General features: G+C 48.7%; 14 protein-coding genes. 9 read left to right on the plus strand and 5 right to left on the minus strand.

What is annotated here, in order from left to right:
• Positions 1-45 precede the first annotated feature (45 nt).
• Positions 46-4,857: a translocation/assembly module TamB domain-containing protein gene (locus tag Q0577_RS14760; protein WP_298737538.1), complete on the minus strand. Its 4,812-nt coding sequence runs from the start codon at positions 4,855-4,857 to the stop codon at positions 46-48.
• A gap of 188 nt (positions 4,858-5,045) precedes the next feature.
• Here Q0577_RS14760 and Q0577_RS14765 point away from each other — a divergent pair, with 188 nt between their 5' ends.
• Both Q0577_RS14765 and Q0577_RS14770 read left to right on the plus strand, forming a co-directional pair.
• Positions 5,046-6,113: an isoaspartyl peptidase/L-asparaginase family protein gene (locus Q0577_RS14765; protein ID WP_298737540.1), complete on the plus strand. Its 1,068-nt coding sequence runs from the start codon at positions 5,046-5,048 to the stop codon at positions 6,111-6,113.
• A 532-nt stretch (positions 6,114-6,645) separates the two neighbouring features.
• On the plus strand, positions 6,646-7,086 hold the full coding sequence (locus Q0577_RS14770) for a hypothetical protein (protein WP_298737541.1): 441 nt from the start codon (positions 6,646-6,648) through the stop codon (positions 7,084-7,086).
• Here the strand turns inward: Q0577_RS14770 and Q0577_RS14775 are convergent.
• The 4 genes from Q0577_RS14775 to ggt form a co-directional block, all read right to left on the minus strand.
• The gene (locus Q0577_RS14775) at positions 7,083-8,132 is read right to left on the minus strand and encodes a hypothetical protein (RefSeq protein WP_298737543.1); all 1,050 of its coding nucleotides are present in this window, start codon (positions 8,130-8,132) and stop codon (positions 7,083-7,085) included. The two genes, Q0577_RS14770 and Q0577_RS14775, sit on opposite strands and share 4 nt — an antisense overlap.
• Before the next feature lie 113 nt (positions 8,133-8,245).
• The gene (locus Q0577_RS14780) at positions 8,246-8,668 is read right to left on the minus strand and encodes a hypothetical protein (protein WP_298737545.1); all 423 of its coding nucleotides are present in this window, start codon (positions 8,666-8,668) and stop codon (positions 8,246-8,248) included.
• A gap of 19 nt (positions 8,669-8,687) precedes the next feature.
• Positions 8,688-9,221: a DUF1572 family protein gene (locus tag Q0577_RS14785; RefSeq protein WP_298737547.1), complete on the minus strand. Its 534-nt coding sequence runs from the start codon at positions 9,219-9,221 to the stop codon at positions 8,688-8,690.
• Positions 9,222-9,284: 63 nt separating this feature from the next.
• Complete coding sequence (gene ggt, locus Q0577_RS14790; RefSeq protein WP_298737548.1) at positions 9,285-10,991, minus strand: gamma-glutamyltransferase; 1,707 nt, start codon at positions 10,989-10,991, stop codon at positions 9,285-9,287.
• Between the two features lie 232 nt (positions 10,992-11,223).
• On the opposite strand from ggt, the gene Q0577_RS14795 reads away from it, so the two are divergent.
• The 7 genes from Q0577_RS14795 to Q0577_RS14825 all read left to right on the plus strand — a co-directional run bounded on the left by Q0577_RS14795 (position 11,224) and on the right by Q0577_RS14825 (position 18,443).
• Positions 11,224-13,989: a TonB-dependent receptor gene (locus Q0577_RS14795; RefSeq protein WP_298737549.1), complete on the plus strand. Its 2,766-nt coding sequence runs from the start codon at positions 11,224-11,226 to the stop codon at positions 13,987-13,989.
• A gap of 165 nt (positions 13,990-14,154) precedes the next feature.
• Entirely contained in the window at positions 14,155-14,523 is a 369-nt protein-coding gene (locus tag Q0577_RS14800; RefSeq protein WP_298737550.1) for a hypothetical protein, read from the plus strand.
• 198 nt (positions 14,524-14,721) lie between these two features.
• Entirely contained in the window at positions 14,722-15,159 is a 438-nt protein-coding gene (locus Q0577_RS14805) for an RHS repeat-associated core domain-containing protein (RefSeq protein WP_298737551.1), read from the plus strand.
• Positions 15,146-15,484, plus strand: a complete 339-nt coding sequence (locus tag Q0577_RS14810; protein ID WP_298737552.1) for a hypothetical protein — start codon at positions 15,146-15,148, stop codon at positions 15,482-15,484. The genes Q0577_RS14805 and Q0577_RS14810 overlap by 14 nt, the downstream gene beginning before the upstream one ends.
• 3 nt (positions 15,485-15,487) lie before the next feature.
• On the plus strand, positions 15,488-15,733 hold the full coding sequence (locus Q0577_RS14815) for a hypothetical protein (protein WP_298737553.1): 246 nt from the start codon (positions 15,488-15,490) through the stop codon (positions 15,731-15,733).
• A 16-nt stretch (positions 15,734-15,749) separates the two neighbouring features.
• Positions 15,750-17,285: a hypothetical protein gene (locus Q0577_RS14820; RefSeq protein ID WP_298737555.1), complete on the plus strand. Its 1,536-nt coding sequence runs from the start codon at positions 15,750-15,752 to the stop codon at positions 17,283-17,285.
• Positions 17,286-18,032: 747 nt separating this feature from the next.
• Positions 18,033-18,443 carry a transposase gene (locus Q0577_RS14825; RefSeq protein WP_366884472.1) on the plus strand — a complete coding sequence of 137 codons (411 nt, stop codon included), beginning with the start codon at positions 18,033-18,035 and terminating at the stop codon, positions 18,441-18,443.
• The last annotated feature ends 113 nt before the right edge of the window (positions 18,444-18,556 follow it).

Consider the following 18,556-nt stretch of genomic DNA (forward strand, 5'->3'; position numbering starts at 1 on the left):
TTTAGTTGTTGCAAGACGGAGCGGGGTGCGATGAAGTAATTTTTTTCATACTTTCTTCTTCTTCGTTGAGTCTTCCGGTGGCAGGGCCTCCGCTCTTCTCATAGAATCCAGCAAACGCCTGGATGGCCGTCTTGATTCAAACAGCTCGCGCAGGCGGTTATACTCACGTACGTACGAAATACCTAAACCGGCTTTGTTACGGTTCACCAGGTTGTACACATCATAATCAGTCTTACTGAAGGCATTTACACGGATACGCCCATCCGGTGTAAGCAGGTATTCTACCCTGAAGTCCCCCGCAAAACGGTTGGCATTGGCGCTGGTAGTGGTATTGCCCCAGTCGTAATCGCCACCCACATAAATGCGTACACGATTATTGAACAGGTTACCGGTAATACCGGCGCTCAGCTGGTTACGGTCTATATTGTCATTATTGACGGTATTGCCTACGTTGTAGGCGCGGTAGTTCACGTTGATGCCTATGCCGCTGTTCTTGAGGAAGGCGCCGGTAATGTTGTTCAGGATGGCGGAAGCCTGGGCAGATAATGCCTGACCCACACTGTTCCTGCCCACAATGCCCGCGCCGCCGGTGGCGGTATTATCATTCGGGAGGAACTGGTTGAACAGCAGCAGTCCGTACACCTGCAGCAGGGCCTTGTTCTGGTCCTGGTTGATCTCGCGCAGCCTGGCAGCCACCCCGCTCTCATAGGAGAGGGAGCCTACATCCGGCAGCTGTATTTCATAGGCAATATCGGGCTTCATCATTTCTCCGCGCAGGTTCACCACTACATCCACCCTTTCCTGTCGGGTGGCCAGTTTATCGGAGCTGGCGGAGCCCATTTGTCCTACCAGGTTATACAGCAGCACTTTAGGTACGGTGTATTTGGCGGTGATGTTCATCCTGGCTTCGCGCGGATCGCCGTTCCAGGAAATGGTGCTGCTCTTCGTGATATCAAATTTCCAGCTGGTGAGGCGCTGGAAGGTGAACGTATAGGATCCGTTGTTGATCTCATAATCGCCAAACATGGTGAAATCACCATCCGTATTTACGTTGATCTGCAGGTTACCGTTACCGTTGGCAGAGATCACATCGCCGGTGGTAGCGTCCAGGATCACGTCTATCTGGGCATCCGGGTTGGCGGCAATGTCCAGGCGGATGTTCAGGTTCACATTATCCTTCTTCTTCTTTTTGACCGGCTCCATTTCGGTGCCATAGGTCTTGAAAGTAATATAGTCGTACTTGCCGATATCCTTGGTATCAGACATGGGCAGGTAAAAATGGGTACCCTTCACCGGCCTGGCGAGGATATGCATCTGCATATCATTGAGCGGGCCTGAGAAATAGATCTTCCCGTCTGCGATCACATCGCCATAAAACAGGTCGCTGTCTGCCTCTGAGGTATTCATGAACAGGAAGTTGCGGCCTGTTACGTCAAAATCGAAGTTCAGCTTCTCAAAATGGTCATGTGAAATATAGCCGCTGGCGTTGGCCCGGTGGTTATACTTATCAATGATGCTGAAGTTGCCGAACTCGATCAGGTTATCATCCACATTGATATTCAGGCGGGGTATTTTATAGTAGGTGCCGAGGTATAGTACCTTGATCCCTGCGCTGTCCAGCTGCACTTTTCCTTTGATCGAAGGGCGGTCTGTAGTACCGCTCACGGTTAGCTGACCGGTAGCGAGCCCCGACAGATCGGTCACATAATCGCCCAGGTAGCGGTTCAGGGGATCTATGGAAGTGCCGTTCAGGTCTACGGTGGCAGACAGCTGCTTATTGTCCTTTGTAAGGCCGGCGAGGCCGGAGATACTGAAGTTCCGCCCGGCGTTCCTGGAATGGATTTCCACGTTCATTTCGCCCGTCTGCTGGCGGAAACCGCCCTGCAACGTTACCAGGCCCAGGGAGTCGTTGTTCAGCCGCAGGCCGCTGGTGGTAATATCGGCGTCTATATCCAGGTTGCGCGTTGGGTCAGATATATTGATCGTACCGTTGGCCAGTCCTTCTATGGGCATGGTGATCAGCTGCCCGGGGATCACATCTGCCAGGTTCAGGTTTTTCAGCGTGATCATGAACCGCGATTCGTCCGGGTTGAACTCATTGGTCTCAACGGTAATGCTCTGGTCATTACGTGTAACCTGCAGGTTGCTGATGGTCAGGAAATGTTTGCTCCAGTAGATTTCGTTACCGGGCGTCATATTCCACTGCCGTTCGTTCACGGTAAAGGCGCTGTTGAGGAAGTTGATCTTGACGCCCTCATTTACAGTGATCACCCGTGCATAGAAACCATCCAGCGAGGAGGAGTCCAGCGATGACATGTCCATCTTGATGAAAGAAGTATCATGACTGGAGCTGGCCAGGATCAGGGGGCTTTGCATCCATACGCGGTCGCCGGAGGATACCTTGCCAATAGCGGTGCTGACGTCTATCTTATTGAAGTTACCGCTGCCTTTCAGCTGCAGGTCCTGTATGTTATAGCCCTGGTAACCGGCCATCGGCACATTGGCGTTCAGGGAGATAGCGCCCTGGATGGTGTTCAGGGCCCCGCTTACGTGGGTCTGGTCAAAGCCGGATACCTGCGTGGTAAAGGCGCGTATCAGCTTATCCACTTCACCGAACTGGAATTCGAAGCTGAAGTCTTCCCGGATATCACCTGAGGGCGGCGAAGGGAAGAAACTGGGGTAATATTTATTCAGGAAAAGTTTAAAGGCGTTGGGCAGGTCCATGAAGCTGTAGTTGCCCTTCACATAGCCGGTGATCTCATTGCCTTTGATATCCAGCACTTTTACGTTGTTCTCCATGTGGGTGCTCACGTTCAGTGAATCAAAGTCCACACGGCTCTGATTTTTGTAGAGCGAAACATCGTATACGCGGGCGGTGCCGTCAAAGTTGTCGATATTGCTGCCGGCAAAATTGAGGTCCAGCCGGCTTTGCAGGGTAATAGAATCGGCGGTGAGCTGCAGCGCTTTCAGGTGACTTTTCCGTATCTCGGAATTAAAGCGGAACACCGGCACGGCGCCGTTAAAGTCGATAGTCCCCGCAAAGTCCATGTCCAGGTTGGGATCATTCACTGCCAGGGAACCGTTGAAGAACTTGCGGTTCATTTCCCCCTTGGTCTTGATATTGGTATAGGTATAGTTGTAGAGGGAGATCTGTTTGATATCTGCATCCACGGCTGCCTTCAGGGTACGCAGGTTAAAACCTGCCCCGTTCACTTTGGCGCTGAGGGAGACCGTGGACAACTGCCCTACATCCAGCAGGGCTCCCAGGTTGAAGTTGTTGGTGACGAGGCTACCGGAGTAAACGGGCACATCGCCGCTGGTTTTGAAGTTCAGGTCAGAATCCACGTTGCCCAGGTTGGTCTGGAATTTACCATAGGCCACAAAGTCGTTCACGAAACCGGTAAAGCTTCCCTGGAAGCCGATGGAGGTGAGGCGCTCTATATGGACGGGCTGTACGTTCTTAACGGTGGGGAAGATGCGCTCTACATCTTCGCCGGTGGTGACCAGCTGTTCTGCCTGGAAATCCATGAAAGTTTCATCGATATAGGGCAGGCCGCGCATTCTCATGCGCCCTTTCAGGGTGGTATTACCTGCGTGCAGGCTTACGCTGTCCGCATCCAGGTTGCTTACGGGTCCTTTTACCACGCCGTTCAGGGAGATCTCCTTTTTCCAGCCGGAAAGGGGAGGAGCAAAGTAGGCGATATCGTCGGAGGATAATGTGCTGTTGATAAAGCGGGCCTTCATGAATACCAGGTCTACATAGTCGCTCATGTCGCTGAGATCTGTGTATTGCATGGTGTAATAGTTGCGCAGGTGGCTCCTGTTGGTGATGAGGTCCATCTGGGAGAATTCCATTTCCACGGGCGACATCTTGAAACGGGCGGTGAGCTTCTTCACTTCAAAGCCGCTGCGTTCTTTGGTGCTCAGGGTCAGGTCTCCTATGATACTATCCTTTACCAGGCTGGTATTGCTCAGGGTGAGGTTGATATTGGCAAAGCGGATATGATGCGGGGCAAAATATCCTTCCTCCACGGCGGATGAATCTTCCGGGTTTTCCACGCCAAACAGCCCGTTGCGAACGGCCAGCTCTTTGACGATCAGCTTCCAGTTGCTGCTGTTCCAGCGCAGTTCACCGCTGGTGTCTACGGCGGGGATGGAGGTATTATTGGTTCTGGGCCTGCGCTTGCGAAGGGGGGAAGAGGAGTAACTGGAAACTATAAACGAAGGCTGGTCCAGCAGCAGCTCCTGTATATCCACATTGTGCTTTTGCAGGTCCAGGTTCTTGGCGTCCAGGTAAATACGCCTGGCCGTTCCCCGCATATCTTCGCCCACCCAGGCGTCTATTTTGTTGATGCGGATGTTGTACAGGTCTATTTTGCGGAGGTCCAGCGACACTCCTTTGGATGGCGTTGTTTTACGGCTGGTATCTGTGGAGGGGGAGCTGAAAGCGTCTACAATGAACTGGTAATTCCACAGCGAATCGTTGCGGGGCCTTACCAGGTTCACCTGGGCATCTTCCAGGCCGATGAATTTGAGCACGGGTTTATCCTGGAAAAAGAACCAGTCGGTGATACGCACATCCAGTGCCCCGGCATAGAGCAGGGTATCCTTGTGGCGGTCTTCTATGTAAGCGCCTTCCAGGCGGGCACGGTTAAACAGCCGGAGGCTGACCCCCCTGATCTCCACACGTGTTTGCAACTGATCTGACAGACGGCGGGTGGCTTCGCCCACCAGCCAGTTCTGTACAGCAGGAATGTTCACCAGTATGCCCGTCAATATGATAATGCCCAGCAGGGAAAGCAGGACAATGGATAATATTTTACGTACTTTTTTCAGCGATTCGCATTTATCCAGCAAAGGTATCAAAATAGAAATTCCAAATGCTAAATTCCAAATACCAAATGCCAAATTCCAAAGGATGAAGGACTACACCAGTAAAATTAAGAGAACGTTAACATTCGACGCACATTGCCCGTTTGGAATTTGGCATTTGGTATTTGGAAATTGGTATTTGGAAATTGGTATTTGAACTATACATTTATGACATGATAAGTACTTTGATAGCTACAGCCCTGATGATGACAACAGCGGTCAGTGGCCCTGTTATGCGTCATGACGGCGATACTTCCGCGGCCAGACAGCGGTATGTAATGGTGATCCACGGTGGCGCCGGCACGATATTAAAATCGCAGATGACGCCTGCACGTGAGCAGGCGTATAAAGCGGCGCTGGAACAGGCCCTGCGCAGCGGATACGCCATCCTGCAACGCGGAGGCAGCAGCCTGGATGCGGTGGAAGCAGCTGTAAGGGTAATGGAAGATTCGCCCCTGTTCAACGCCGGGAAAGGTGCTGTATTTACCAATGAAGGCAAAAATGAGATGGATGCTGCGATGATGGATGGCAAAACCCTGGGCGCCGGCTCCGTTGCCGGTGTGACGGTGATCAGGAATCCTGTCAGCGCGGCCCGGGCCGTGATGGAGAGATCCCAGCATGTGATGCTTACAGGCCGGGGGGCAGAACAGTTTGCCAAAGAAGCGGGGCTGGAGATAGTGAACCCCTCTTACTTTTACACGGAAGATCGCTGGAAAGGCCTGCAGAAAGTAAAGGCGATGGGCGCCGGAAAAACGCAGCTGGATCACGATTCTGCGGTGAACAAACCTTCTTCCAGCCTGCTGGGTATTGAAAATAAAGATCACAAATTCGGCACAGTAGGGGCGGTGGCGCTTGATCAGCAGGGCAACCTGGCAGCAGCTACAAGTACCGGCGGCATGACGAACAAGAAGTTTGGGCGTGTAGGCGATGCTCCCATCATCGGCGCCGGAACTTATGCCAATAATGCTACCTGCGCTATTTCCTGCACGGGCTGGGGCGAATTCTTTATCCGTCTCTGTGTAGCCAAAACCGTTAGTGACCTCATGGAGTATAAAGGGCTCAGCATACAGCAGGCCACTGATGAACTGATCATGAAGAAGGTGCCTGCCCTTGGCGGCGATGGCGGCCTCATCGCCATTGATAAGGATGGGAATATTGCCATGCCTTTCAATACCGCTGGAATGTATCGCGGAAGTATCACTGCAGATGGAAAGGTAGAGGTACTGATCTATAAACAATAAAGCGCGCTTAGCTGTTAGTGAAGCCGTACGGGCTTTGCTGACAGCTAAGCACTCATCAGCAGCAGTTAAAAAAATGCCCCCTTCCGGCTGAAGCTCAGAAAGGGGCGCCCCAAGTTGGCATTTCAATACTTCGCAGCAAGCCCGGTTACGCGGCTTGTTCTTCACCAATGCAATGCACGTTTATATTGGAAAGTCATTCACATCTGCAATCATGCATCAGTTATAAAAATATGTTCTGTTTCAGAGGAAATAGGTCAAATACTACAACAAGGGAAGAAGAATGATTCACTGTTCTCTATAACAATTTAAAGTTCCCGAATTTTTGTCTGCTAAACAAATAACTATTGTTAGCAGCTTGTTAATGACGGTTTTGACGGCCTCTGCCTGTAATACGTTATCCCATCCCGTATTCACACTCCTTTAACATAAATTAAGAACAGCTTAAAAAGCAAAACGGGTTTAAACGTAGTGATATATACTGCGTCTTATATCCGATACTTTTAAAAAAAATACAAACGAAAAAATCAATACAATGAAAAGGATGAGTTTGATGGCTGTTACCGCCATGTTGAGCACCGGTGCATTTGCCGGAGACCGTAACCCTGCTGTACGCAACGATATTGCTATGAACAGAATGGAGATACAGCAGCAGGAGCAACAAAACTTTGACCTGCAGTCTAACCTGGAAGATCAGCAGGCGCAGATCTTTCAGCTGATACAGGAGAAGGAAGCCCTGCAGGATGATATGATGTCGCTTCAGGCCAGGAGACAAAAAGCTGTTGACGCCGGCCGTGTATCCAGGGTAGCGCGTCTTGACAGGAAGATCGACTGGGACCAGGCGCTGCTGACCGCCAATGCCGACAACATCCGCGAGCTGCTGGCTGTAGAAAGAAATGATATGCGCATTATGAATCACAATGGAGACAGAATTGAGCAGGAAGAGGCCGCCATTCAGAGAGATAAAAATAATTAATTGATCAGCGCCGCAAGGGTGTCCATGTCGAAAGGATCGTGAAGAGCAGAGAGGACGATACGGTGAATGGGCGGACTGTCAGGGTTGGGATATGCAAAAGAAGATATGATAATGTCGTGTTCCAGCAGGTATTTGTCAATAGGTGGTTGCGTTGCGCCGGGTGTTAAGAGAAATACCGGTAAGTGATGCGGGTTGTGTACCATCGTATTACCTGTTAGCAGTTGCTGGAGATAGCCGATGTTGAATTTCAGCTGATGGCGCCGCGCTGCAAATAAGGTCCTGCTTTGCAGGAATGCATAAGCGTTGGCTGGTATAAACGGGGTACTGGCCGTAAAGAAGGGCTGTTTTTTGAGCGCGGCAATATCAGCTGCATGTCCTGCCACCAGTCCGCCTTCTATGCTGTAAGCCTTTGCGGTGGAGGCAGCGATCAGGTAACGCAGCGGCGGGTGTACTGGCAACGAATGTACGATTCCCTCGCCATCTGGTCCGAGTATACCCGCACCATGAGAATCATCGATCACGATCATCGTTCTGCGTTCAATGCGCTGCAGCCAGTCGAAGTTGTTAATGGTGCTGGTTAAGGGATTTACGGCATCGGCAGCCAGCACAAAGTGATGATCGGGCGCGTTGTTTATCCTGGCTACAGTTTCTTCCACCCATTGTTCCCAGGGGGTTGCAGGCGGGGTATCCCCATGCAGGCGTAAGGCAGGATGAGTGCCTGGGGCATACAGTATAACGCCACGTGAGCTGGCATAATGAATAGCGGCCTGCGCAGCCAGGTAGCCGGATGAAAAGGCAGCTGCGGCCTGCTGGCGGAACAGTACCGCCAGGGCATGCTCGAGTTCTTCGTACAGGCTGAGACGTAGGTTGGCTACTCTTGACGACATAAATACGGGGCCGTATTGATCAATGCCTGCCTTGAAGGCCTCCCTGAATGCAGACATGGCATGCATGCCCAGATAGGAGAATCCGGAAAAGAACAGGCAGGTTCTGCCGTCTACAATGACCGTTCTGCCGGGTACGCTGGGCGTTTGTAATGCTTCCATGCTGTAAGGGTTTGAAGGTTTGAAAGTTTGAGCGTTTGAAAGTTCGAAGAAGGCCAGCCAATTTGAGCGGTCTTCAAACTTTCAAATGCTCAAACTTTTAACCAGTTATAAGATTATTCGGCTTTTGTTTTCAATACAAAATGATATTCGCCGGATTGAACTTTCATATCAAACAGTTTGTCGTCCAGGTGCACTACGGTTACGCGGTGTTCTGAAGTACGAAGGCCATTGCTGGCGGTTACGCTGATGATGCTGCCATTGCTGAGCAGCTGGTATTTGCCGGAATCCGGTTTGCCGTCTACCGTAGCGATGAACAGGTTATTATCCAGGAACTGGTAGTAGGCATCGCTGTAATAACCTCTTTTCAGTTCTGTGGCCTGGTTTACCTGCGTAATGTCATAAGGGTCGCCGCTGGGCACCTGTACATCATACACGCGCCATTTCTTGTGTTTCAGCAGCTGGTCATTACGACTGCCGCCACAGGATATCAAAGTGGTTAAAGGCAGGAGTAATAGCAGGTTTCTGAGTCTCAGCATATCAACTTTAATGTTTAAGCTAGTTATTTTTTTTCGCCATTTCCCTGTTAAAGGTTTCCGAACCGCCTTTGGGGATAGACAGGCTTTCCCATTGGTCTTTCAGCAGCATTTTGCCAATATACACTATCTGCCCCACATGATAGGGAATATGTGCCAGCTGGCGGTTGATCGCATCTATAACGATCAAAGGTTCGGTGCGGATGGTAATGGTCTTTTCCAGGTCTGTGTCCTGCAGGCTGTCCAGGGTCTGCATCATGCATTGCCATCCTTTTTCCCAGGCAGCTATAATATCCGCTTTGGCGGCGGTGCCGTCTTCAAATTCGGTATCCCGGTTGCGCCAGGGCTTTTCCCCATCGCTGCTGAGGAAGTCTGTCCACCGTGACAACATGTTCCCGCTGATATGTTTTACAACCTGGTGGATGCTGTTGGAGTATTCATCCGGCTGCCAGTTCAGCTGCTGCTCATTCAGCCGCTCCAGTGTTTTATCGCCCAAAACCTTGTAGGTCAGGAATCGTTTTTTGATACTGTCAAGATAGATCTTTGCAACAGGCATAGTTTTGATTGTTTGGTGTTTGGAATCTGATGTTTGAAGTTGCTGCCGTGAGCCCCCTGCTTATCAATACCCGGCAGCACTGTCATCGCCCCGCTTGTCGCCCACTGCTTCCAGCATACCTTTGTTATTCACGCGGATCACTTCTGTGCGGCCGATAGGGCTGCGCCTGGGTGTTACCTTATAACCCATCTGTTCCAGTGAGCTGATAATGCCGGCTGGAAAATCAGGTTCCACATCTACCTGGTCTGGCAACCACTGATGATGAAATTTGGTTTCATTCACTGCCTGCGAAACCGGCATATTGAATTCCAGTATGTTGATCAGCGTCTGGAAAACGGAGGTCATAATAGTAGAGCCGCCCGGTGTACCTACTACCAGGTAAGGGCGTTGGCGCTGCAGTACAATGGTGGGTGTCATGGAGCTGAGCATACGCTTTCCGGGGGCAATGGCATTGGCTTCGTTGCCTACCAGTCCGTACATATTGGGCACACCTGGTTTTACGCTGAAATCGTCCATTTCGTTGTTGAGAAAGAAACCTGCGCCGCCTACCACTACACCGCTGCCATAGGTGCCGTTCAGGGTGGTGGTAACCGCTACTGCATTGCCCTGGTCATCCATCACGGAAAGGTGTGTGGTCTGTTCGCTTTCATGCAGGGGGGCGCCAGCTTTTACGGCTACACTGGAACCTGCTTTATTGGGCACATAGTCCTGCATGCGTTGCTCCAGGTATTTTTTATCCGTAAGCTGTTTCACCGGTACTTTTACAAAATCTGCATCGCCCAGGTATTCTGCACGATCTGCATAGGCCCTTCTTTCCGCTTCCACCATCAGCTGTATGGCCTGCGGCGAGTGAAAGCCCCAGGAAGACAGCGGGTATTTTTCCACCATGCCCATCATCTGTTGCAATACAATGCCGCCGCTGGAAGGCAGGGGCATGGTGATGAGCGTATAATCCTTATAGTTGAAGACGATGGGTTTTCTTTCTTTGGCCTTATAGGCTTTCAGATCTGCCGTGGTGATGATGCCTTTGCCACGTTGCATTTCTGCTACAATCATAGCGGCAGTTTCACCTCCGTAGAAGCCTTCCATGCCTTTGTCCCTGATCCTTTTCAGTGTTCGGGCCAGTTCGGGCTGAATGAGGGTATCGCCGGCTTTCCAGGGCGTATCCTTTACAAAGCGGGTGGGCTTTGTGTTCAGCCGTTTGAATAATTCCGCATGCGCATTGAGGCTGCGGGCTTCTTTTTCTGTGATGGCGAAACCTTTTTCTGCCAGGGTGATGGCCGGCTGTATCAGTTTGCGCAAAGGCAGCCTGGCATAGGGGAGGGAAGCGAAGATGCCCGCTACGGTACCTGGTACACCGGCGGCCAGGTGTCCTTCCTGGCTGAGTGTTGTGTTGGCATTGCCTGCCGCATCCAGGTACATATCGCGGTGGGCCTTTGCAGGCGCCATTTCCCGGTAATCGATGGATATGTTGCGGCCATCGCTGAGATGACCTACCAGGAAACCGCCGCCGCCCAGGTTACCAGCCCCGGGATATACTACTGCCAGCGCCAGTTGTGTGGTAATAGCGGCATCTATGGCATTACCACCCTGCTGTAATATACGCGCACCGGCGTGGCTGGCCAGCGGGTGGGCAGAAACAACGGCGCCATGTTGTACGGTCACCTCTTTCCGGATAGTATATTGATACGGATCAATGGTTGATGCAGACTGGGCAAAAGCATGTGTTCCAATCAGGAGTACTGGTAAAAACAATAATCTCAGGCGCATTACATACGTAAGTTTGAGCCTAATTTACTAAACATTATCAGAAAGTTTGAGGTTTGATGTGTGAGGTTTGATGTTCGTCGGAAGTTCAGAAGTTCAAGGCAGGCGTCTTCATCTAACAGCAAACCTTAAACGAACTTCAAACATCACACATCAAACCTCAAACGCTCAGATTTTGCGTTTTAATTAGTAAATTAGAATATAACCAAATCTGAACCCTCTAATCTGAATCGCTATGAAACTACCCTCCAAACCTTTTCTGTTATTGTTAGCATGCCTGTCCGGCTTTAACGCCTTCGCACAACCAACGACTGGCACTATAAAGGGAAAGGTAACAGCTGATAATGCGCCCTTGGCCAACGCTACCGTACAGGTAGTAAATTCTAACAACGGTGCTTATACGAATGCAAGCGGCAACTATTCTTTCAACGTAGGTGAAGGCGAGTTCACGGTACTGGCAAGCTTCGTGGGGTATTCGGCCCAGCGCAAGACGGTTAGGATAAGCTATGGTCAAACCGTAGAGTTGAATTTCACGCTGACGCCCGGCGCCACCATGAACGAGCTGGTAGTACTGGGCTCCCGCACGGTGCCGCGTACGCAAACGGAAACGCCTGTTCCGGTGGACGTGATCGACATAAAAAAAGTAGCGCAGGATGCGCCGCAGGTATCCATCAACCAGATACTGAATTATGTGGCGCCCTCTTTCAGTTCGGGCACACAGACCGTGGCAGATGGTACGGATCATATTGATCCCGCATCACTCCGCGGATTGGGCCCGGACCAGGTGCTGGTGCTGGTGAACGGCAAACGCCGCTACAATACCGCCCTGGTCAACGTGAACGGCACCTTTGGCCGCGGTGCGGTAGGTACTGATATGAATGCCATTCCCACATCTGCTATTGACCGCATTGAGATCCTGCGGGATGGCGCCGCTGCGCAGTATGGTTCAGACGCTATTGCCGGCGTGATCAACATCATCCTGAAGAACAGTGTGAATCGTTTAAACGTGAACGTTACCACCGGCGCTAATTTTACTTCACAGTCTGTAGATAACATTGACGGACAAACCGTGCAAACCGGTATCAACTACGGCATCCCGCTGGGAAATAAGGGCGGCTTCATTAATATGGGCGGCTCTTATGACTACCGTAATTATACCAACCGCTCCGGTCCCTGGGAGGGGCCTATATACCGCGCTTATCCCGGCGGCGCCGATAGAACGGATTCTTTCCTGCTGGCTAATAATATCACCCGTAATGACATCCGCATGCGGGCCGGCCAGTCAAAACTGCGCAGCGGGCAGCTTTTCCTGAATGCCAGCATCCCCATGGAAAACAATGCTGAGTTTTATCTTTTCGGCGGCCTGGGCTACCGTAACGGTCAGGCAGCGGGCGTATATCGTTTGCCCAGTGACAGCCGCAATGTGCTCGACATCTATCCACTGGGCTTTCTGCCGGAGATCCATTCGGATATCTATGATAAGTCGCTGTCTTTCGGCATCCGCGGTAACCTGGGTAAATGGAAGGTGGATGTAAGCAATACCTTCGGACAAAACCAGTTTATCTTCAGTGTAGCGAATTCATTGAATGCTTCCCTGGAGAAAGCTTCGCCCACTACTTTTAATGCCGGCGGGCCGGTATTCACACAGAATACCACCAACCTTGATTTCTCGCAGCGGTTTGATGTACTGCAGGGCCTTGATGTAGCCTTTGGCGGAGAATACCGTTTTGAACGCTATCAGCTGGAGGCCGGTGAAGAGAACTCCTATACAGACTATGGGCGTGCTACCCAGATAGGAGTAGACGGCAGTGGTAATCCCATCCTCATACCCGATCCGCAGGGCGCTATCAATACAAGGTTCGGTCCTGATGGTTCGGCCCGTCCCGGCGGCGCGCAGGTATTTCCGGGCTTTCGTCCGGAGAACGCCGTAAACGCCGCCCGCAGCGCCATTGCCGGTTATGTGGATGTGGAAGCAAATTTCAGCAGCGCTTTCCTGCTGGGTGGCGCTGTCCGCTTTGAGAATTATAACGATTTCGGCTCTACGCTCAACGGTAAGCTGACTGCGCGCTACAAGCTCACTGAGCGTACTGCCTTACGTGCATCGGGTAGTACCGGCTTCCGTGCGCCTTCGCTGCATCAGCGTTTTTACTCCAGCACCTCAACGCTGTTCGTAGACGGGGTACCGTATGAAGTAGGCACCTTTACCAATGACAGCCGTCCCGCAGAACTGCTGGGCATTCCCAAACTCAAACCGGAAAAATCAAAAAGCCTCAGCGCGGGCTTCACGGGTACATTCGGCAAGTTCAATTTAACGGTAGACGGCTATTACACCCGCATTAATGATCGTATAGTGTATACCGACCAGTTCTCGGGGCGTAATGATTCTGCCGCTTCCCCGGTAGACCGCGAGATCTACCAGTTGCTGTCACTGGCCAATGCCAACCGTGCGGCGTTCTTCGCCAATGCCATCAATTCTGAAACAAGAGGAGTGGATGTAGTGCTCACCTACGGCACCCGCCTGGGCGGCGGCAATTTCCGCGCAGACCTGGCAAGTACCTACTCCTATACACAACAGGTAGGAGACGTGAAAGCGTCAGAAAAGCTGGCCGGTAAGGAGAATATCTACTTCAGCCGCGCCAGCAGGATCTACCTGGAAAGAAGTGTGCCCCGTGAGAAGATCAATCTTACGTTAACGTACAATATCAACAGGTTTAATGTGTTTGTGCGCAACGTATATTTTGGCAGTGTAGAGGAAGCCACCAATGATCCCGCTTTTTTCCAGACCTTTGATCCCAAGGTAGTAACGGATGTATCAGTGGGATATAAGTTTACGAAGGAAGTGAAATTAAGTATAGGTTCCAATAATGTGTTTGATATTTATCCTGATAAAGTGGCCAATCCGGCTAATACAACGAATAACCAGTTTATTTACAGCCGCAGGGCTACGCAGTTCGGGTATAATGGACGGTTTTTGTTTGCGAGGCTGGAGTTGAATTTGTAAAATAGTAGACGAGTAAGTAATTGGATCACGGATTATAAATGCTGCTAAGTGTTTGTAATCCGTGTTCTTTATATAATCTATCTGCTCCCACTAAAATGTGACATATGCATTTACATTATTTTTTAATCCAAAAAAAATATTATTCTTAAAAACTGATTTATAGGGATGGCTCAAAGGTGTGAACGGCACCGCCTCACTCCTGCATCTGATATAGATGGAAATGACACTAACGGTGGTTTTACGCCCCGTGACGCGTTCGGATTCTCACTGAACTACTTTTGCGACAATGATTACAAACCAATAAATAATATCGTTAGACCATTCGCAAGCGTAACTGCTTCCGGCAGCAACTTCAGGCCGCTGTACAACGGCAACATCGCTGCCATGAGCCCAAACGTACCTAAAGTTGAAGTGCCATTGCTTTACCAATACCACTATGACGCCCTGAACAGGATCGTTTCAATGGATGCGCAGCATGGACTGGATGCCGCTACCAATACCGGATTTTGGAGAACGTGTTACATACGATCCTAATGGTAATATCCTGAAATACAAACGTAACGGTAACGAAACCTGGGCTGGAAAACCGCTCCGGATGGACAGCCTGACCTATCACTGCGAAGCAGGAAAGAAACGTCCGAACTTTATCAGCGACAGCGTGGGTGTAGACAACTATGATGAGGATATCGACGCCCAGTTGGCGAATAACTAAGTGATGAAAAGTTCTTTGAGTTGGGAAATCATTTGGGTAATGTGTTGGCGACAGTGACGGATAGGAAGATGGGGGTGTCTGAAGATGAATATATGATGGAGCATTATGAGGCGGATGTGGCGTCAGCGCAGGATTATTATCCGTTTGGGATGATGCAGCCAGGTCGAAGGATGAATGTTTTAGCTTACCGCTATGGATTTAATGGAAAAGAGAATGACAATGAGGTGAAAGGAAAAGGCAATCAACAGGACTATGGAATGCGGATCTATGATCCAAGGGTTGCAAGATTTTTGTCAGTTGATCCATTGGCCAGAGGTTATCCGGAACTTACACCATATCAGTTTGCCTCCAACAAGCCAATTAACTCAATCGATCTTGACGGTTTGGAAAGTTGGGAGCTCCGGACGCCTGTAGTAAACTTGAATACCTCTGTACAGGTAAATTATGATGGTGTATAGAGAAGAACAAGAAAGACTCGCAACAGCCAATAGGTTAAATGAAATGTATGAAGTGGTGGAGCGTGCAAACAAGAAAGGGCAGGCCAGCTTTAAAAGGGCTAGTGATTGCATTCTGTGTGCTGATATATATAGAAATCAAATGGCCTACAATAAGGAAATGGAAGAAAGAGCCGCATTGGACCCGGTGTCACACGGTGATCCAGGTATGGGACTTGGTCTGGCAAAGGACCCATTTATGCAGACAAGTGCTACCATGGTTTTAACTGGTGGAATGATGAGTAATGGGCTTGTAGCTGGCAATACAGTTCAGAAGTTGGCTGCTTAATCCATGGTAGACGTTGTCGCCCAAGGAGTAGTTAATGGAGATTTTAGCAAGGTCGATGTTTTCGATGCTGCCTTAGCAGGAGCTGGTAAGCCAGTATTCTCCGCCATTATGGGATCGGCGATTGACATAAAGCCGCTGAATAACGATAAAAAGTGGAGTGTTGTAATGTATAACAAATCGGTTGCTTCCACTGGTGTCGATTTCGGAATTAAATTGACATTTGGTGGGGCCGATAAAAGAGGATCTTAGCTTGATTTATAGTACAATGATCAATTTCCCAGTTACAGTCACTGGTAAGCTAGCGAACCTCATATCTGAACAGGAGAATATTTCCAATATTGAATGGACGGTATATGGTAAAATCAGCAGGATCAGTAAACCATCCAATTTTGATCTTAGATATACGTATGATGCTGCAGGCAACCGTATCAGCAAAAAGCTGAATGGCGTTACTACCTGGTATGTGCGTGATGCCAGTGGAAATGTAATGAGTGTGTACTCCCATGGAGCGAGTGACTACAGTAACGGCCAGCTCAGCCAGATCGAAGTTGATCTGTACGGCAGCAGCCGGCTTGGTATCAGTAGCCGTGTTACGAATATGGAATCCGAAGATAATCCCGGTATTGCCCTGGAAGGACTAGGTATGGCAAAATTTGCTAACTTTAACCGTCGTAAAAAGTTCTTTGAGTTAGGCAATCACCTGGGAAATGTGTTGGCTACGGTATCGGATGCCAAACGGGGAGTGTCCGGGGATGGTTCATTAGTGGATCGTTATGAGTCGGATGTAGTTTCTGCGAGTGATTATTATCCGTTTGGGATGTTGCAGCCGGATAGAAGCTGGGATGGGGGTAAATATAGGTATGGGTTTAATGGGCAAGAGAAAAGTGATGAGATAAAAGGTGAGGGAAATAGTTATTCAGCATTGTTCTGGGAGTATGATCCTAGAGTAGCAAGAAGGTGGAATGTAGATGTTCGCCCTAAAGTTTGGGAAAGTCCCTATGTCTCTTTTGTAAATAATCCATTATCAATTATTGATCCGTTAGGTGATACCACTTATAGATTTGGTAGTGATGGACAATTTCTTGAAAGAACAGATTTGCATGCGAGTGGGGCAACAGGAGTAATAGGCCACTATAAGGAGTTTACTGATGTAAATAATAAAAAATTTAAGGGGTGGGTTACAGATAGATCATTCAATTTTAATGATTTATCGATTGATAAGGAGCAACTAGATAATCTGAATCCAGGAGATCTCGGAATAAGATTTATTTCCGATGCTAATTTGTCTTGGATAATGAATAAGTCATCTATTAAGAATAGAAGCCTTTTAAGTAGATGGGATTTTGCTCTTGGTGAATCAGTGGGTAATAGAATGGATTTTAATTGGAATTATACTTTGCCTATTGCTGGATTGGGTGCTGGCGATGGAGATGTTATACAATTTGATCAGGAAGGAGGGTTCTTCTTATTCGAAGGGTATAACACAGCTTATAATGTAAACGATGCAGGCCAATTTCTTTGGGGATATGCAATGAAGAAATCCGGATTTTCAATAGCCGCTGCTGTGCTAGGAGCGAATGGTCATGCTCTGATTTCTTCTGGTGAAAGAGATAGTGAAGGTGATCAAAGAGCGATAAGGAATGGATATTTTTATAATGTTAAGCTCATTAAGTCTAGCTTTCGATTTACGCAACCATGGGCTAACTGGATGCCTTCTTTGCAAATTATTCAGCCTGAATCTCCTGATGCGGGAATATTTAAGGATTTACCAGCATTCGGGGATCGGCCACGTAGAAGATAAATGACATTAAACAATATGAGTAATAACTATATTAAAAAGGTAATAACATTTAATTTAATAATTGGGCTTACAGGAATATCTGTATTATGGATGTTGGTATTATTGATGCGGATGACTAAAAGATTTGTAAATATCTTTTTTATGTTACCCCATATAATTATTTATATGCTTTTTTTAAATGTTGGTTATTTTATTCTTTTAATTTATTCAGAAAAAATTGAAAAAGCTCTCAATATTAAGTACAGTTTAAAGGGAATTTATTTAATAGCATGTATTATAATTAATATCTTGCTTGGGATAGCTTTGATTTTAGAGTTTTCTTTATACTGAAAATTTTCTTTGTGTAAAAGCGCTGTAGCTGATGTTGAGTATTTAAGCTTCGTACTAAAGAGTAATAGAATAAATAAAAAATCCCCGGTCGAATCAGATCGGGGATTTTATTTATTAGCAAAAGCTTTTTTAGTTCTGGCGTTTGAAGCAGTCGGGAGTGTAAAATAAACTGTGTCAAATTCTATTTCAATGTTTGGAACCCCACGCCAGGGGAAGGGGGAGCGGCGTTAGCTCCCCGGTCTATATTTGCAATTTCAGCCGGTCACCAAATATAATTGATAACTGGGATACTGTCAGACTCCAGTTTTGTAGTGGCTGTGTCCATTTTTTCTGGATGTTCTGGGTGGCTAGGTAAATCAGCTTCAGTAGAGCCATGTCGGAAGTAAAGGCTCCCTTGGTTTTGGTTATTTTGCGCACCTGCCGGTGGAAGACAAACGTGAGTTCAGCCATGATATGAAGGATATCTACGCAGCCCCCAACCGCCAAGCTGCTCAGGCTGGGCTGCAGGCCTTGGAAGCCAAATGGGGCGGCAAATATGGGTATGCTATTAAAAGCTGGAAGGACAACTGGGAAGAGCTGACCGTCTTCTTTGATTTTCCCATTGAAATTCGACAGATCATCTACACCACCAACCTGATTGAAAACCTGAACGGCAAGATCAGGAAGTACACGAAGAACAAACTATCCTTCCCAAATGATGATGCAGTGCTCAAATCTGTCTACCTATCATTGAGAGAGGTGACAAAAAAATGGACAATGCCGATTAGAAACTGGGGCATTGTCCTAGATCAATTTTTGACTATTTTTGAAAACAGGATCAGAATATAGATCCTGCTACGAACCTCGTTTTTTGAAGTTTACACAGTTAATGGCATGTGCACTCCCGCTAGCGCACTCCCTGGCCTTTGTTATTATTTGTGCGAATTGCTTTTAAATTTTGG

Source organism: uncultured Chitinophaga sp. (assembly GCF_937898475.1).
In the GTDB taxonomy this organism is placed as follows: domain Bacteria; phylum Bacteroidota; class Bacteroidia; order Chitinophagales; family Chitinophagaceae; genus Chitinophaga.